Origin of the sequence: Salinibacter sp. 10B (genome assembly GCF_002954405.1) — a bacterium.
Lineage (GTDB): Bacteria > Bacteroidota > Rhodothermia > Rhodothermales > Salinibacteraceae > Salinibacter.
This window is the reverse complement of record NZ_MQWC01000004.1, coordinates 1,747,945-1,764,543: the sequence shown is the minus strand read 5'-3', so window position 1 is coordinate 1,764,543 and position 16,599 is coordinate 1,747,945. Positions and strand designations below refer to the sequence as shown.

The following is a 16,599-nucleotide window of genomic DNA, read 5'->3' as shown; positions in this document are numbered from 1 at the left end:
ATCGTGGAGTTCGTTGAAGATCAGGCAGAGGACCGAAATAAACCCGTTCCATTTTGCCTGGACCATCTGCAAGATGCGGAAATTAAAACGAGCGAGTCCGCAGGCGCCTCCCTTGCTCGGAGAGAGAACGTCCCGTTGTTTGCGGAGATCTAGTTGTGTGTAGAGGGGGCCGGATGTGCTCGTATGCAGGTCCTCTACGGGACGGGCAAGGGCAATGCCGAATAGCGTCCGGGGGCGATTTCTCCGAGGGGCGCCTCAGACGAACTTTTCGCAGCCCCAACTAGTACGTACTTCTCATTGTGACGTGTATTTTTCGTTAAGCTCCCCCGAATCCCTCAGCGCCATGCGACGTCTCACGATCCGTGCCGCCGTTCTTGCTCTCGCCGTGCTCACGGCATTCGGGGCCGTGTCTCCTGCCTCGGCTCAGTACTTCGGGCAGAACAAGGTGCAGTACGATAATTTTGAGTTTAAGACATTTAACACGGAAAACTTCGACATCTACTTCTATCCGGAGGAGCGGCAGGCCGTGATGGATGCCGGTCGCATGGCCGAGCGGTGGTATCAGCGCCACTCCCGTACCTTCTTGCGGGAGTTTCGGAAGCGCAAGCCGCTGATTTTTTACGCCAATAGTGCAGACTTTCAGCAAACGAATGCCGTTCGTGGACAGCTGGGGCAGGGAACCGGCGGGGTCACGGAGAGCATCAAAGAACGGGTGATTATGCCCCTCACCGGAAGCTACAAGGAGACCGATCACGTATTGGGGCACGAACTCGTGCACTCCTTTCAGTACGACATTGCGCTCCGCAAGGACACGCGCAACTTCTCCCTCCGCAATCTGCCGTTGTGGATGGTCGAGGGCATGGCCGAGTATCTCTCGATTGGGAGCCGGGACCCGCACACGTCAATGTGGTTGCGCGACGCGGTATTGCGGGAGGATCTCCCCACCATTCGGCAGATGACGCGCAATATGCGCGACTACTTTCCGTACCGGTACGGGCAGGCGTACATGGCCTACGTCGGTGGCAAGTACGGCGACGCGGCGGTCACAGACCTTTACAAGCTGAGCGGGCGAGTGGGGGTGGACTCTGCCTTCGTCTATTCGCTGGGTATCACAACCGATTCGCTGTCGGCGGAATGGAAGCAGTCCGTTCGCGATACCTATCTGCCGAAGATGAGGGGACGTACGCCGGTGGACTCGGTGGGCAGGGCGGTGATTGGTACGCCGGGGGCGGATAATGAACTCAACATTTCCCCGGCGGTGAGCCCAGATGGGCGCTACGTGGCCTTCATTTCACGCCGCAACATCTTCAACACCAACCTCTTCGTGGCCGATACGGAGACTGGAAAAATCGTGCAGGAGCTGGAAGGCACGCGCTCTAATCCTCACTTCGATGCGCTGCGGTTTATCGATTCGGCCGGGTCGTGGTCGCCGGATGGGCAGCGCTTTGCGTTTGTCACGTTTGCGGAGGGGACCAACGAGATCAACACCTTCAACGTCCAGTCGGGCGAGATTCAGATGCGAACGGCCGTGGAGGGCGTTGGGGCGATCCAGAATCTCGCATGGTCGCCCAGCGGACGATACATTGCCTTTTCGGGACTGGAGGGCGGAGTGAGTGATCTCTACCTGTACGACCTGGAAAAGAAGCAAGTCCGCCAGCTCACCAACGACCGGTATGCGGAGCTGCAGCCCACCTGGTCGCCCGACGGGGAGACGCTTGCATTCACAACGGATCGGGGGCCCGAGGGCACGAATTTCGGTACGCTGGAGTACGGCGACTACCGCCTTGGCCTGATCGACGTTCAGTCAAAGGAAATCCGCACGGTCCGTCCCTTCAATCGGGGCATGCAGCACAATCCGCAGTTCAGCCCGGATGGGCAGAGCCTCTATTTTATTTCCGACCACGACGGATTCAAGGACATCTACCGGTACAGTCTCGACGATCAGGCGCTCTACCGGGTGACGGAAGTGAAGACGGGCATCAGTGGCATCACCGCGACCTCGCCGGCAATGTCCGTGGCGCGCCAGAGCGGGCGAATGATGTTTTCTGTCTTCTCCAACAGCGGGTATTCCATTGTCGCCCTGCCGTCGGAGAAGACGAAGGGCGAACGGGTGGTCCCGCCGAGTTCTTTCGAGCAGGCGGAGGTGGCGGGGCTTCTTCCGCCCGTGCAGACCACCGAAACGGGCATTGTGGGCAATTATCTCGACGATCCCCTGACGGGATTGCCGGAGCTAGGATCGGTCGAGGTGTCGCAGGCCAGTGATCGGCTCTACCTCGACCGCATTGCCCCGCCGACGATTGGGACATCCGTGGGCGGTCCCTTTGGAACGCAGGTGCAGGGGGGCGTCGGATTTTACTTCAGCGACATTCTGGGCGATCAGAACCTGAACGTTGTGGTTCAGGCGAACGGTACGGTCAAGGACATTGGGGGGGGAGCGTTCTACTCCAATCAGGATAGTCGGTTGAATTACGGGGTTGGAGTGTCGCACATTCCCTCGGCCTACGGACAGCTCGGCTTCGTCGAAGGCCGTGGAAACACCGTTCAGCTCGTCCAGCTCGTCCAGCGGATTTATCGATCACAGGTGATTACGCAGGCGAGCTATCCGCTCTCAAAGCGCAACCGGTTTGAGCTCAGTGTGGGGGGAACTCGGTATGGGTTTGGGCTCACCGTACGCAACCAGTTCGGGCAAGAAATATCACCGTCTGCCATCCAGGGGACAGGGGGCGATCTTCCCGATCCCTTTTATCTTAGTCAGGTTGGACTGGCGTACGTAGGGGACTTTTCGAGCTCGGGGTTGACCTCGCCTCTGCAGGGAGGGCGCTACCGATTCCAGGTCACGCCTCAGTTCGGGTCTCGAAACTTCGTCTCTTTTCTTGCCGATTACCGGCGGTACTATTATCAGAAGCCGTTCACATTTGCCATTCGGGGACTGCATCAGGGGAACTACGGGGCAACCCAGAATGGATTCACGGGCGGGTTCGGCGATCTCTTCGTTCGGGAGACGCTGGGGGATCCGTACCAACTCGCTTTTGTGCGGGGATACAGTTTCAATTCGATCTTCAGCCAACGGTCGTGCCAGATCAACCGAACCAACTGTGGCCTCGAACGGCTCTACGGGACGCGGGTGGCACTGGGAAGCGCAGAGGTGCGAGTGCCCCTGCTGGGGCCGGAGGTGCTCGGGCTGTCGACGTTTGAGTATATCCCGACCGATCTGGTCCTCTTTGCGGATGCTGGGATTGCCTGGACCGACGAGAGCATCGAAGACCTTGCGCTTCGCACCAGTGTGTCCGAGGTGACGCCGCAGGGGACGGACGGCGGAGTCAACGAGCTGAGGCGGGCACGGCCGGTGACGAGTGCCGGGGTGTCGGCCCGCGTCAATTTGCTGGGGGCGGTTGTCTTTGAGATGTTCTACGCTCGCACGTTCCAACGCTCCCAGCCCTGGGACTTTGGGCTCATTCTGCGACCGGGATGGTGAGTGGCGAGACCGGATGAGAAGGAGGCCCTGCGATCGGGAAGTAAGCCCCTGTTTTCATTTTCGTCCATCTTCACATCCGATGCCGATGGGTTCGTAGACCGAACGCACATCGGAGCGTATACGCCTGCCCCCCCGCCGGGGAGGAACGGGTTCGCAGTCGGTGCGTCCTGCCGGACGCACCGCGTATGAAATGAACACAGCTTAAGGATCCAGGCGGCCGCGCAGCACCGTGGTGGCCTGTCCGGAGAGCGTGACTCGGTCGGCGTCGGGCGCATCGAGGTCGACGCGCACAGTGCCGCCCCGTGCAGAGATCTGATGTCCGACGAGAGTGGTGCGCCCGGTTTGCGTTGCCCAGTACGGGCCCAGTGCACAGTGGGTGGAGCCCGTCACGGGATCTTCAGGGACGCCCACGCCCGGGGCGAAAAATCGCGATACAAAGTCGGCCTCCTCCGTTGCGGCGGGAGCCGTGACGACGACGCCTCGCCTGTCGATCTCGGATAGGGGAGCCATGTCGGGAGAAAGTTGGCGGACCGAGGCGGCGGAGTCACAGTGCACAAGGTAGTCCCGGCCGGTGTCTCCCATGAATGTCGGGGCGGAGAGGCCCAGTCCCTCAAGCAGTGAGGCGGGCAGCTCGATTGACGTGACCGAATCGGTGGGAAAGTCCATGGTGATCCAGGATCCGTCGCGTCGTGCGACGAGGGGACCACTCTCGGTCTTGAATTGGGCTGACGCCTCTGGGGCAAGGAGGCCTTCCGTCCATAACACGTGTGCACTGGCGAGAGTCGCGTGCCCGCAGAGCGCGACCTCGTGGGTTGGGGTAAACCAGCGGAGCTGGTAGGAGCCGTCGGGGCGCGGATGCAGAAAGGCGGTTTCGGAGAGATTCATTTCTGCGGCCACCTTCTGGAGCCAGTCGTCGTCCTGGGGCGCAGGGAGCAGGCAGACGGCTGCAGGATTGCCGGCGAACGGGGTGTTCGTAAAGGCGTCAACCTGATAGAAGGAAACGGACACGGGGGGCTGAGCATCTTTGGAGCGGTGCAACAACGGCAGGGGGAAACGAAATGCCCTCGGTCCGGGTCCAAGAGAGAGACAATGCGGACATGGGATTGTGTGCCCTTTCATCTGCGGTCCCTTTTTTCCAGGTCGAGCCTCCAGACGCGAATGTACCGGTTCCTCCGTCCCCTCCTTTTTCGAATGGACGCCGAGCGGGCGCACGACATCAGCCTTCGAGCGGCTACGCTCGTGCAGAATGTGGCGCCGTCGTTCATAGAGCCGCAATACCATTACGAAGACGAGCGGTTGAAGCAGCGCCTTTGGGGCACGGTCTTTCCGAATCCCGTGGGCCTTGCGGCGGGGGTGGACAAAAACGCGAAGCTCGTGCCGTTCTGGGAGGCCGTGGGGTTTGGTTTTGTCGAGGTGGGATCTGTGAGTGCCATGGCGGCCAGCGGCAACCCGAAGCCCCGCGCCTTTCGTCTGCCGGACGACCGTGCGCTTCTGAATCGAATGGGGCTCAACAATGAGGGGGCGGCGTCGATGGCCGAGCGGCTGGAGGCAGGGGGCAACGACCGGACGCGTCCGCTGGGCATTAACCTCGTGAAGACGCACGATCCAGGGGTGATGGGCGAGGCGGCGCTCGAAGATTTTCGGGAGAGCTTTCGCCTGCTGGCCCCGCACGCCAGCTATGTGGTCCTCAACGTCTCCTGTCCCAATACGAGCGACGGGAAGACCTTTGAGGAGCCGCATGCGCTCGATGAGTTGCTCTCCACCATTTTTTCCGAGCAGAAGGCGCCGGGGTTGGAAATCCCCGTGCTCGTGAAGCTCAGCCCTCCGGTGAGTGAGCGAGTCATTTTCGATACCTGGACGGAGGACATCATATCGGTGGCTCAGGCCTACGGGGTACACGGTTTTGTTGTCTCCAATACAGCGTCGGACCGCAAGGGGTTGGACACGCCGCAGTCGACCCTCGACGCTCTCGGCGACGGCGGTATCAGTGGGGCGCCACTCGCCGACCGGGCCACCTGTCTGGTTCGCTATCTCTATCGGGCGACGGACGGGGAGGTCCCAATCATTGGAGTGGGAGGCGTACGGGACGCCGCCTCTGCGTACGAAAAGATTCAGGCGGGGGCGTCTCTGGTACAGCTCTACACGGCGCTTGTATATGAGGGGCCGGGGCTCGTGAAGCGCATCAAGGAAGGGCTCGTCAAGCGATTGCGAGAAGACGGGCACGTTTCCATTGAGGATGCGGTTGGGGAGAAGACGTAGACCGTCTGCATTGGGGGAAGCCGCGGGAGTGGTGGGAGAGAGAAACAGCGCTCGGGCTCGTCTGTAGATCCGCGTAGCCGAATGCGCACCCCGATTTTGTTGTCCCGATTTGTTGTTGTCCTATGCCCGCGCAGGTCGAATTCGACACCATTCCGCAGCTCTTTCGTCGCCTTTGTACGCACTACGAAGGGCAAGACCGCCCAATGTTGCGGTACAAAGAGCGAGGGGAAGGGTGGCACGATCTCACGTGGGACGAGGTTGAGGCCCGAGCGGAGGCCCTTGCGGGAGCCCTCCACAAAAGCGGCGTGCGGAAAGGCGACCGGGTGGCGCTTCTCTCAGAGAATCGTCCAGAGTGGGCCATCACGGACTTCGGGGCGCAGCTGATTGGGGGCGTCAACGTTTCGATTTACACCTCCCTGCCTCCGTCCAAGGTGGCATACATTCTCCGCGACTCGGGCGCTACTGCCTGCATCGTGTCGGTACCGGTGCAGCGCAAAAAGATCGAGGAGATTTTCGATGAGTGTCCGCAGCTCGACACGGTGATCGTGATGAGCGAATTGCCGGATGATCCGCCATCGTACATGAAGCACTGGGACGAGGCACTGGCCACGGGCCGGGAGTACTGGGACGCCCATGAAGGACGCCTCGGCACACTGGCCGATGAGGTGACCCCCGACGACCCGAGTGCCATCATTTACACCAGCGGGACCACGGGCGAGCCGAAAGGGGTGGTACTCACAAACCGAAACTTCTGCTCAAACGTAAAGGCGGCGCTCCAGCGCGTGCCGTTCGGCGAGGACGATCATCACCTCTCCTTCCTACCTCTTGCCCATGCTTTTGAGCGGACCGCGGGGCACATCGCCGTCCTCGCTGCCGGCGCCACGATCAGCTATGCGGAAAGTGTAGAGGCGGTGAGTCAGAATCTGAAGGAGGTGCAGCCCACTGTCATGATCTCTGTGCCTCGGATGTTCGAGAAGGTCTACAACCGGGTCACGAAGAAGGTAGGTGAAGGGGGAGCTGTGAAGCAGAAGCTCTTCGAGTGGGCCGTGCGTACCGGTGAGGAATACGCTGAGGCCGAACAGGGGGATGGGGCCGGGCCGCTGCTGAAGGCCCAGAAGGCGGTGGCGCATCGGCTCGTCTTCTCGACGCTTCACGAAAAGCTCGGCGGCAACCTTCGCTTTGCCGTCTCGGGGGGCGCGGCGCTGCCCGAAGAGATCGGCACGTTCTTCCAGGCGGCGGGGGTGACGATCATAGAGGGCTATGGGCTCACGGAGACGGCCCCCGTTCTCTCCGTCAATCCGCTTGACGCCCCCCGGTACGGCACGGTGGGGCACGTTTTGCCGGGCGTGTCGGTCGCGATTCAGTCGCTGGACGATGAGACGCGCATCGCGGAGGTGAATGGCAACGACTATCCTACCCGTCCCACGACCGAAGAGGGCGAGATTCTCGTGAAGGGACCGAATGTGATGGAGGGCTACTGGGAGCGTCCCGAGGAAACGAGAGCGGCGTTTGATCCTGACGGCTGGTACCACAGTGGAGACGTCGGACGTTTTGAGGACGGATACCTCAAGATCACCGACCGCCTCAAGCACATGATTGTCTCCCGAGGAGGAAAGAATATCTATCCCGGTCCGATCGAGGAGACCTTCAAGACGAAGACCTGGATCGATCAGATCATCGTCATCGGAGAGGATCGTCCCTTTTTGTCGGCCCTCGTGGTTCCGGACTTCGATTCCCTTCGGATGCGCGCCCGGGACCACGGCATCGACGAGTCTGCCTACAGCGACGAAGAGCTAATTGAGCACGAGGACGTACAGGAGGCCATGGATCAAATCTTCACTGCCTTCAACCACGAAGCGGCGGCGCACGAGAAGATTCGGAACTTCCGCCTCTTGCCGGAGCCGTTTACGGTAGAGGACGGAACGCTCACGCCGACCCTCAAGCTTCGCCGCAACGTGATTACCGAGCGCTACGCCGATCGCATTGACGCGATGTACGAGGAATTTCGGCGATGAGAATTTGGGCAATGACGAGTGGCGAATGAACGCGAGCAGCCGTTGTTGGCGGCACGTTCAGCATCCCAGGTTCGCCATTCGATAGTCCCCAACGGGATTCGTCCGTGTGGATTCACGTTGAACTCCCCGCAGACCGGTTCGGAAGCAGGCGGGGGGATCGGATCTCGATCGAAGGGGACGGCTATAATACACGCAATTACGAATCCTCGGGGCATGGCGCAGCCCGGTAGCGCGCTTCGTTCGGGACGAAGAGGTCGCCGGTTCAAATCCGGCTGCCCCGACTGACTAATGGCTCTCGCCGCATGGCGGGAGCCATTTTTCTTTAGGGCCTGTTCTCCACCACGATTTCGACACGGCGATTTTGGCGACGGCCCTGTGGGGTCTCGTTGGGCGCGACGGGCGCCTTGGGGCCAAAGGCCTCAATCTCAAGCGACTCGGTCCGAATGCCGTGCTCCTCGTCCAGATAGTGGGCAACCGCGGCTGCTCGCTGAGCCGACAGGTACCAGTTGCTCGGGTAGGTATCCTGCAGGCTTGGCCCAATGGGCACGTTGTCGGTGTACCCTTTAATGCGGAAGTCGGCGTTCGAGTACTGCTCTTCTAGGGTCTGGGCGTGCTGGTCGAGTCGCTTCTTGGCCTCGTTGAAGAGCCACGCGCTGCCCGAGGGAAAGTACACCGGAGGGGAGAGCGTGGTCTCCGGGGGGTTCAGTGAGCGGAGGGAATCCCGGAGCAGGCGCACCTGGCGTTCCAGATTCTGGTTCACGGCCTGCAGCGAGTCGACCGACCCCCGACGGCTTTCCTGGGGACTGCTCTGACAGCCGAGCAGGGCAAAGAAGACGAGAAGAGATGAGAGAGAGAGTCGCATAGAGGAACGGAACGCTTGGATAGGGAACGGCAGGGTGTGAGGAAAAGATAAACACGTGTGTCCCGATATTCATCATTGGCGCAGGGGATTGCAAACCTCCAGTGCCGTTGGCGTAGCGCGAGCACATAAATCGTTACGTCTCTGCTGGAGAGGAGCTCTCAGCCGAGCGCTGTTCGCACAGCAGATTCGACGTGTGCCATGTGTCGGCGCAGCGTCTCGTATCCGATGTGTTGAGACGCCACGGACCATCGTGCCCAGGCTACACGCCGAATGCCTTCATTCTGCTCCGGGGAAAACGAGCGCTCCGGCGTTTGCATAAGATACCAATACGTGGTCTTTACGGCGTACATGTCCCCGTCCGGGTATCCGTGCTGCGTGGTGCCAAGAGGGCGGCGCAGGTGCAGCGTTTTGATGCCAACCTCTTCTTTCACCTCGCGCAGGGCACAGGTTTCGAGGTCTTCGCCTGGGTCCTGGTGGCCCTTAGGCAGGTCCCACACGCCACGCCGATGAATCAAGAGCACGGCAATGTCCTCAGGCAGCGAGCGGGTGACATATCCCCCGCCCGCCGCCACGGGATGGGGCGGCCGATACGGATCGAGGTTTTGAACCGCAGCCGATGGCACGTGAGACACCTGGACGAGACCGTCCCTCGTGATCGGATCAGAAGGCACGGAGGGAAGAGCCGTAGCGTCAACGACCAGAATCGGTCCGTCGGTTTCCTGCTGTGCGGCGTCGAGCGACACGTGCAGATGAACAGGGGCGTCGTTGGCATTGCGAAGGCCCTGCGTCCAGACGGTGTCGAGGTTGAGGGCAGGGGGGACAGGATAGAACAGCAGCATGGGTGCAGAAACCGGAATGACTGTGCTCGCGCAGAAGCATGGGGTGGCTACAGCGGCCAGACCAGCGGAGCGACGACGAGAATCACGATCCACAGCACGACCTGAAGCAGGCCCCCGACCCTCGCAAAGTCGAGAAAGCGGTAGTTGCCGGGTCCATAGACCATGAGGTTGGTCTGGTAGCCAATGGGGGTGATGAAGGCCATTGAGGCCGCCAGTGTGATGCTTACCATCAAGGCACGCGGGGCCATCTGTTGGCTCTCCGCAACGGAGAGGGCGATCGGAAACATGAGGGCCACCGCGCCATTGTTCGTGACAATATTTGTGAGAAGGGCGGTGGCCAGGACGACCCCGGACAGGAGGCCGTACGGGCCGAACGTTTTCGTGATGTTTACGATGCCTCGTCCAATCATCCGGGCGGCGCCGCTCACTTCCATTGCCTGTCCGAGCCCCAGGGCCGCCCCAATCACAATGAGGACATTCCAGTCCACGGCCTCGCGGGCCTGGCCGGGAGAGAGGATACCGGCGGCAATAATGACAAATGCGCCCAGGGGGCCGGCGACGGCCACGTGTAGGAGGCCGGAGCCCACAAGACCAACGATGCTGATGATCACAGCCACGGCAAGCCGGAGCTCCCATCCCCCTCCGTGTTGTCGCATCGCCTCGCGCTGTTGGCGCGCTTCCTCTTCCGTCTTATCGGCCTCGCCTCCGGCCTCGCTCGTCACGAAAAACTCCTCCGTTTCCTCGTGCACTTCGCGAAAGCCCTGCCGGGTATCCAACAGGAGCACGTCACCTGGATGGATGTTCACGTCGGTAAAGGGAGGATCGAGGCGCCGGCCGTCGCGGCGGAGGCCTGTGAGCGCAGCCCCGAAGCGTTCACGAAACGGAATCTCGCCAATGTTTTCTCCGATGAGCGACGACCCTTCTCGCACCACTACCTGATGCAGTTCCCGGTCACGCGTCTGCTCGACGTCCGTGTACGCAAGACGCAGGCCCGGAAACGCGCTGAGGTCCAGGTCGCGTCGAGGAGACGCCTGGAGACGCTCGTGTTTGTCCAAACCGCGGGGGCCTCCGTTGTTGTTTGTCTCAAGGGGGGAAGGCTCAATGGACGAGCTGTGTTTTTCCTCATCGATCTGGGTCGTCGTAAACAAGAGGCGGTCGCCCGCATGCAAGGATTCGCTGGTTTGGACCGGAGCAATCGTTTCGGCCCCTCGCTCAATCCGTACCAGGGTGAGGCCGGGCAGGAGCGTGAAGTTTGCATCCTGTACCGTTTCGCCCACCAGTGGCGAGTCCGCCGCCAGCTCCACTTCGATCAGATCTGCTCGCTCGTCCTCCTCCTCGTCCCGAATGTCGGCACGCTCGGGCGTTAGCATCGGCGCGACGAAAATGACGTAGAGCAGGCCAATGACAGCACAGGGCACCCCGACCCACGCCAGCTCGAAGAAGCTGAATCCCTTCATGCCGTGCGACTGCAGAAGGCCGTGGACCACCAGGTTGGTGGAGGTGCCGATCAGGGTGCAGATTCCGCCGAGAATGGCAGCGAAGGACAGTGGCATGAGCAGTTTCGAGGGAGAGACGCCGTGGCGGCGGCACCAGCCCCGGATGGCGGGGATGCCCATTGCGACCACGGGTGTGTTGTTGAGAAAGGCGGAGTACACCGTGACGGAGGGGCACATCCGAAGCAGGAGACGGCGGATGTTTGTCTGTTCTCCCAGCACGTAATTGCTCGCCCGGTCGAGGGCGCCCGTTTCTCGGAGGCCCGCTGCTACTACGTAGAGGGAGCCAAGAGCGAGGAGGGTAGAGTTGCCAAATCCCTGCAGGGCTCGCTCTAGGTCCACGACGCCCCCGAGGATGACCACCATCAATCCACTGAGGAGCACCACGTCGGCACTGAGAACGTCGAACAGGAGCGCGACGAAAATAGCCCCCAGTACCCCCAGCGTGAGAAGAAGGTCGAAGCTCATGAAACCGCAATCCGATTTGGTGTAACACAATGCCTCATCACAGGATACCGCCAAAATGCACGGACGGATCCAAGCAGGCATGTCAGGCATCATCGCCGGCGTTTCTCACGGCCCAAATACCAACTCCGGGAGCTCTATTCCGGTAGGAAGCAGGCGTCCGTAGCGCCGTTGGACTATAGGATTGCGAGATTGTCCACCGGACGTGATGGATGCCCTTGTGTAGCGTCGTTGGAGTCCAACGACGCTACACAGAGAATATTGACCTTTGCAGAAGACGGTAAATTCAGTGCTGGGGTGTGTCGCTCCTGCGGTTATTTCGCAAAGGCACACTCCAACGGCACTTCTGGTGTCTTCCTTGACGGCGCCGACGATACGAGAGGGGGGTGCAGATTGCACCGGGGGGTGAGGAGCCGTTCAGAGGCCAGCAACTCTCTTGGGGATATTTCTCGACGATGGAAAGTCGAGATCCCCGTGCTCGACATGACGTGCCGTACTTTGGGGATTTTGAGATCGCGTAAGGCCAAAATGAAGTGTGATAGTCGACTCAAAGTGTAGATTTCTTGCACCCACTTCACACGAAAACGGGATCAACGACGGTCCCGCCGGTTTTCCGGTCCTCAACAATTTGCACTTCTCCTCGCATAATCGAAACGCGCCTTCGGACCCAAATTGGTGCTGGGGGCACTGCGAGATTCTTTTGCGAATCGGGCTCGCTCGACGGGCCGAATGCCATGTGGCAACGAGTGTGGGCAACCCTGGAAAACGCACTCTACATCACGGAGTGGTTGTCGGACTACACGACCGATACCCTCCGAGCCGATGCAATGGCGGGCCTCACGGTGGGGGTTATGCTGATTCCACAAGGCATGGCCTACGCCGTAATTGCAGGCATGCCGCCCATTTACGGGCTCTACGCCGGCCTCGTCCCGCTTCTCACGTATCCCCTCTTTGGAAGTTCGAAGCACCTGGCCCTCGGCCCCGTCGCCATCGACATGCTGATTGTGGGCGCGGGCATTGGGGCGCTGGCGCAGGCTGGAACGGAGCGGTACGTGGCCCTTGCGATTCTGCTGACGGCGATGGTGGGCCTCATGCAGATGATGATGGGGATGATGCAGTTGGGCTTCGTGGCCAATCTGCTTTCACGACCTGTCATTGCCGGACTTACGTCCGCCGCGGCCCTCATCATTAGTACGAGTCAGCTCGGCAATCTGCTGGGCATGGAGCTGGGCCGATCGCAGTACGTGCACGTGCTTCTGCAGGAAGCCCTTCAGAATGTGGCGAGCACACATCTGCTCACGCTCGGCATCGGAGGAGTGTGCATTCTTACCCTCATCCTGTTGCCGCGCTGGATGCCGCTGGTGCCCGAAGCGCTGGTTGTGGTGGGCGGGTCCACGCTGGCAAGCTGGTTCTTTGAGCTCGACGAGTACGGGGTCGAGATCATTGGGGCTGTTCCCACTGGGTTGCCCCGTCCGGAGGTGTGGGCGTCGAGCTTTTCGGACCTCAATGCACTTCTTCCGGTCGCTATCACTCTTGCACTGGTGCAGTTCATGAAGAACGTGTCGCTGGGACGGGTCTTTGCGGCGCGGCACGGATACACCATTGACGCCAATCGCGAACTGGTGGGGGTGGGGGCGAGCAACTTCTTCGGCAGTCTCTTTCAAAGCATTCCAACGTCCGGAAGCTTTTCCCGCTCCGCGGTGAACGACCAGGCGGGCGCCCAAACCCCCCTGGCCAACATCTTTGCGGCGATCATCATCGCGCTCACGCTGCTCTTCCTGACGCCGCTGTTTTACTACTTACCTGTGCCTGCCCTCGCGGCGATCATCATTGTGGCGGGCCTAGGGCTCATTGACCTTCACGAACTGCGAAACCTCTTCCGGGCCCGCCGTCGGGATGGCTACATTGCCCTCTTTACGGCGTCCTGCATCCTTTTTATCGGGTTGCAGGAAGGTATCCTGCTCGGCATCGGGGCGTCGGTGATCGTGGTGCTCTTTCGCATTAGTCGGCCCAACGTGGCGGAGCTGGGACACGTGCCTGGCACTCGCCTCTTCCGCGACATGGAGCGGTTTGAACAGGCCGTGCGCCTGAAAGACATCATGGTGCTGCGGGTAGATGCTTCGTTCTCGTTTGCCAACGCAGAGTATTTCAAGGACTTCATTCTGGAGAAGAGCGAGCGAGAGGGACGCAACGTCGAGGTCGTGGTGGTAGATGGCAGTAGCATCAACGATCTCGACACGACGGCCATTGGGGCCCTGTTCTCGGTGGTTGAGTCGCTGGAGGAGATGGGCATTGAGCTCCACATCACCGGCCTCATCGGGCCGGTCCGGGAGGTGGTGCGGCGGTCGGGACTCTACGGGCTTCTGGGGGAAGATCATTTTCACCTCGATCCGCACGAAGCAGTGGTGGGGGTGTTGGAGCGATGGGACGCCCAGGACGACGAGAACCGGGTGGAGCGATATTTTGCAACGACGGAGCCGGAGAAGAAAGAGGCGACGCCCGCAGCGTCGTGATATTGTGAGAGTGGGAGGGCGTGGATCCCCGAAAGGTCAGTGGTCTGCCCTCAGCATTTGGGAAAGAGTGTCTCGGTGCAGGTGGTGTCCCCCCTCGTAGGTGTGGACAGTGACGGGGATGTCGTGTCGGGCGAGTTGAGCCCGTACGGCCGACCGATGGTCGTCCGTCACATACGGATCTTCTGTGCCCAGAACGATCGTCAGATCCAATTGGCGCAGGGCGGGGGCGTGTGTTTCCAGGTCGAGGTCATGGGCCGGGGCGCCTCCCCAGAGCACGAGGCGATCGACCGTCGTGTTGCCCAGCAGGGCCCATCGGCTGGCGGTGGCGGTGCCCTGCGAGAATCCGAGCACGCGAATGGAGGGCGTGGTCGAGCCGGCGTACAGGTGCTCAACGACGCGGTCGAGATAGCGTAGATAGTCCTGAATGTCGTCCTCACGGGCTTCTCGAGTCATCCAGGAGGCGCCGACCTCTTCGTGGGCATCCATCTCATCGACGTAGAAGCGAGAAAGAGCCTCAGGAGCCACGACGCACCGGTGGGCCGTAACACTGGGCCCAAACGGTTCGATGAAGTCCGCTGCCAGTTGGCCGTATCCGTGGAGCACGATCCAGCAAACGGATGCCTCTTCCGGCGAGCCAAGAGTCGCGATGCGTGCAGTTCGGGGGACCTGGAGAGAGGAGAGCGAAGGCGTGGGGGCGGCGGTCATGGACGGATGAGACTTGTGCTGGGCGGCGAGGCGTTCCCGGGGCCGTAGCGTAGGCCCGTAGGAAACCCACCTCTTGCCGTACGGGTTCATGATAGCGATCCGAGCTCCTTTTACAGAATCCTGTGCTCGACCATGGAGCCCATTGAGAATAGCGTCGCCGACAGTGAGATTCAGGTCTTTAATCTCGCCGATCTCTGGGACGACCGAGTCGTGACGGAATTCGACATCAGCACCTTCCTAGTCGAGGGCCTCATGCTGAAGGAAAAATCGTTTCGGGAGGGAGTGAAGGAGCACGACTGGTCGCAATATGACGATGAGCACGTGGCCCTGTACTGTTCGACGGATGCCATCGTCCCCACCTGGGGCTACATGCTCATTGCCTCAAAGCTGAAAGATGTGGCCGCATCGACGACGTTTGGGCGTGCGGACGACCTGCGGCGGGAGTACTACGTGCAGGCGCTCGACACGGTCGATTGGTCCGTCTACGAGGATCGGCCGGTCGTCATTAAGGGCTGTGGGAGCGACGTGGTGCCGGAAATGGCGTACGTGCGGGCCACGCAGAAGCTGCAGGAGGTGGCGCGGAAGCTGATGTACGGCGAGCCCTGTTCGTCCGTCCCTCTCTGGCGCCGTCCGCAGAAGGAGGAGACGAAGCCTGATGCCGAGGCGGTGGGGGTGAAGAAGCCCGATTTGCCGTCGCCGGGATCATGAGCCGGAATTCGTGAGTCGCGATTCGTGGGGCGTGAAGTCGACGTAGCCGTTTCCCTTCACGCTTCACTCATTACGCATCACGCACCGCTTTTATGAGCACGGCGGCTTGGACCACTCGTCTCACAGAGTGGCTGGGGACACTGTTGGACTGGTTGGAGCACAACCGGCGCTACCGATGGGCACGGCTTTTTCTCCATCGTCACGAGCACGCCGTGCCTCCTTCTTTGTTTCTGGGCGGCGTGACCTGGGATGTTCTCACGCTCCAGCGCATCGACGCGGTGCTGGATAACCTCATTCTGGGGGCCTACCTCGTCCTGCTCGGGGGCTTTGTGGTGATCGCCACACTGGACCGCAATGATCGTCCCATGCCCGGGCCTCTGCAGAAGCTGAGCCGATGGGCGCCGGGGATGATTCAGTTTTTGGCGGGGGGGCTTTTCAGTGCCTACGTGATCTACTATACCCGAAGTGCCTCCTTTAGCACGGCGTCGCTCTTCTTGCTCGTGCTGGTGGCTCTGTTGGTGGCCAACGAACTGCTCTGGAGTCGGGTGTTGAGTTCCTACTTGCTTCTCGGCGTCTACTTTCTGGCCGTCTTCTGCTACTTTACCTTCTTCTTGCCCACCGTATTGGGCAAGATGGGCTTCGGGGTTTTTCTTACCAGCGGTTTCCTGAGTGCCGGGCTCGTCATCAGTCTCATCCTATATCTCGACACGCACGACGTATTCGAGACTTCGTGGGCGTTCAGCGGGGCCGTGGGCACGGTGCTGGGACTGCTGGGACTCGTCGTTCTTTTCTACGTGAATCACTGGATACCCCCGGTGCCGCTTGCGATGAAGGAGGGCGGGGTGTACCATGACGTGGAACGGGACAATGGGGCATTTGTCCTTCGGTACGAAGAGCCGGCCTGGTACTGGCCGTGGAAGAATGACGACGATCCCTTCCGATACGCGCCGGGCGACACCGTTCACTGCTTTGCTGCCGTCTTTGCGCCGACAGATCTTCAGACCAAAGTCTACCATCACTGGCAGTATTACAACGAGGAGCGAGACGTCTGGGTGGACACGGACCGCATTGGGTATGAGGTGGTAGGGGGGCGGCGCAACGGCTATCGGGGGGTGACCTTCAAGCGGCACGTGCACCCCGGCGAGTGGCGCGTGACGGTCGAAACGGTCGATCGTCGCCCGATTGCCCGCATCCGCTTCGACGTGGTGGAAGCCGACACGTCGGAAGGGCTGCACTACACGACCCGGCGCTACCGGTGATGAGTG

At 60.8% G+C, this 16,599-nt stretch carries 11 protein-coding genes and 1 tRNA gene; 7 read left to right on the top strand and 5 right to left on the bottom strand.

What is annotated here, in order from left to right; all coding sequences use genetic code 11:
* Window positions 1–343: 343 nt before the first annotated feature.
* Complete coding sequence (locus tag BSZ35_RS07415) at window positions 344–3,475, top strand: peptidase S9 (RefSeq protein ID WP_258096127.1); 3,132 nt, start codon at window positions 344–346, stop codon at window positions 3,473–3,475.
* A 201-nt stretch (window positions 3,476–3,676) separates the two neighbouring features.
* Here the strand turns inward: BSZ35_RS07415 and BSZ35_RS07410 are convergent, their stop codons facing one another.
* Window positions 3,677–4,483, bottom strand: coding sequence for a PhzF family phenazine biosynthesis protein (locus tag BSZ35_RS07410; RefSeq protein WP_105013771.1), 807 nt, complete (start codon window positions 4,481–4,483; stop codon window positions 3,677–3,679).
* 150 nt (window positions 4,484–4,633) lie between these two features.
* On the opposite strand from BSZ35_RS07410, the gene BSZ35_RS07405 reads away from it, so the two are divergent.
* The 3 genes from BSZ35_RS07405 to BSZ35_RS07395 all read left to right on the top strand — a co-directional run bounded on the left by BSZ35_RS07405 (window position 4,634) and on the right by BSZ35_RS07395 (window position 8,030).
* Window positions 4,634–5,734 carry a quinone-dependent dihydroorotate dehydrogenase gene (locus BSZ35_RS07405; protein ID WP_105011838.1) on the top strand — a complete coding sequence of 367 codons (1,101 nt, stop codon included), beginning with the start codon at window positions 4,634–4,636 and terminating at the stop codon, window positions 5,732–5,734.
* Window positions 5,735–5,856: 122 nt separating this feature from the next.
* Window positions 5,857–7,749: a long-chain fatty acid--CoA ligase gene (locus BSZ35_RS07400; protein ID WP_105011837.1), complete on the top strand. Its 1,893-nt coding sequence runs from the start codon at window positions 5,857–5,859 to the stop codon at window positions 7,747–7,749.
* Window positions 7,750–7,956: 207 nt separating this feature from the next.
* Window positions 7,957–8,030: transfer RNA gene (locus tag BSZ35_RS07395), tRNA-Pro, on the top strand.
* Window positions 8,031–8,071: 41 nt separating this feature from the next.
* On the opposite strand, the gene BSZ35_RS07390 is transcribed toward BSZ35_RS07395, so the two are convergent.
* The 3 genes from BSZ35_RS07390 to BSZ35_RS07380 all read right to left on the bottom strand — a co-directional run bounded on the left by BSZ35_RS07390 (window position 8,072) and on the right by BSZ35_RS07380 (window position 11,411).
* Complete coding sequence (locus BSZ35_RS07390; RefSeq protein ID WP_105011836.1) at window positions 8,072–8,611, bottom strand: OmpA family protein; 540 nt, start codon at window positions 8,609–8,611, stop codon at window positions 8,072–8,074.
* A gap of 158 nt (window positions 8,612–8,769) precedes the next feature.
* Window positions 8,770–9,450: an NUDIX hydrolase gene (locus BSZ35_RS07385; protein WP_105011835.1), complete on the bottom strand. Its 681-nt coding sequence runs from the start codon at window positions 9,448–9,450 to the stop codon at window positions 8,770–8,772.
* A gap of 47 nt (window positions 9,451–9,497) precedes the next feature.
* Window positions 9,498–11,411 carry an SLC13 family permease gene (locus BSZ35_RS07380; protein WP_181149230.1) on the bottom strand — a complete coding sequence of 638 codons (1,914 nt, stop codon included), beginning with the start codon at window positions 11,409–11,411 and terminating at the stop codon, window positions 9,498–9,500.
* A 731-nt stretch (window positions 11,412–12,142) separates the two neighbouring features.
* Here BSZ35_RS07380 and sulP point away from each other — a divergent pair.
* Window positions 12,143–13,921 carry a sulfate permease gene (sulP, locus tag BSZ35_RS07375; protein ID WP_105011833.1) on the top strand — a complete coding sequence of 593 codons (1,779 nt, stop codon included), beginning with the start codon at window positions 12,143–12,145 and terminating at the stop codon, window positions 13,919–13,921.
* 36 nt (window positions 13,922–13,957) lie between these two features.
* Here sulP and BSZ35_RS07370 read toward each other — a convergent pair whose 3' ends face one another.
* The gene (locus BSZ35_RS07370; protein ID WP_105011832.1) at window positions 13,958–14,626 is read right to left on the bottom strand and encodes a dienelactone hydrolase family protein; all 669 of its coding nucleotides are present in this window, start codon (window positions 14,624–14,626) and stop codon (window positions 13,958–13,960) included.
* Between the two features lie 132 nt (window positions 14,627–14,758).
* On the opposite strand from BSZ35_RS07370, the gene BSZ35_RS07365 reads away from it, so the two are divergent.
* Together BSZ35_RS07365 and BSZ35_RS07360 are read left to right on the top strand one after the other, a co-directional pair.
* The gene (locus BSZ35_RS07365; RefSeq protein WP_105011831.1) at window positions 14,759–15,334 is read left to right on the top strand and encodes a DUF2480 family protein; all 576 of its coding nucleotides are present in this window, start codon (window positions 14,759–14,761) and stop codon (window positions 15,332–15,334) included.
* Window positions 15,335–15,426: 92 nt separating this feature from the next.
* Window positions 15,427–16,593, top strand: a complete 1,167-nt coding sequence (locus BSZ35_RS07360; protein WP_105011830.1) for a DUF2914 domain-containing protein — start codon at window positions 15,427–15,429, stop codon at window positions 16,591–16,593.
* The last annotated feature ends 6 nt before the right edge of the window (window positions 16,594–16,599 follow it).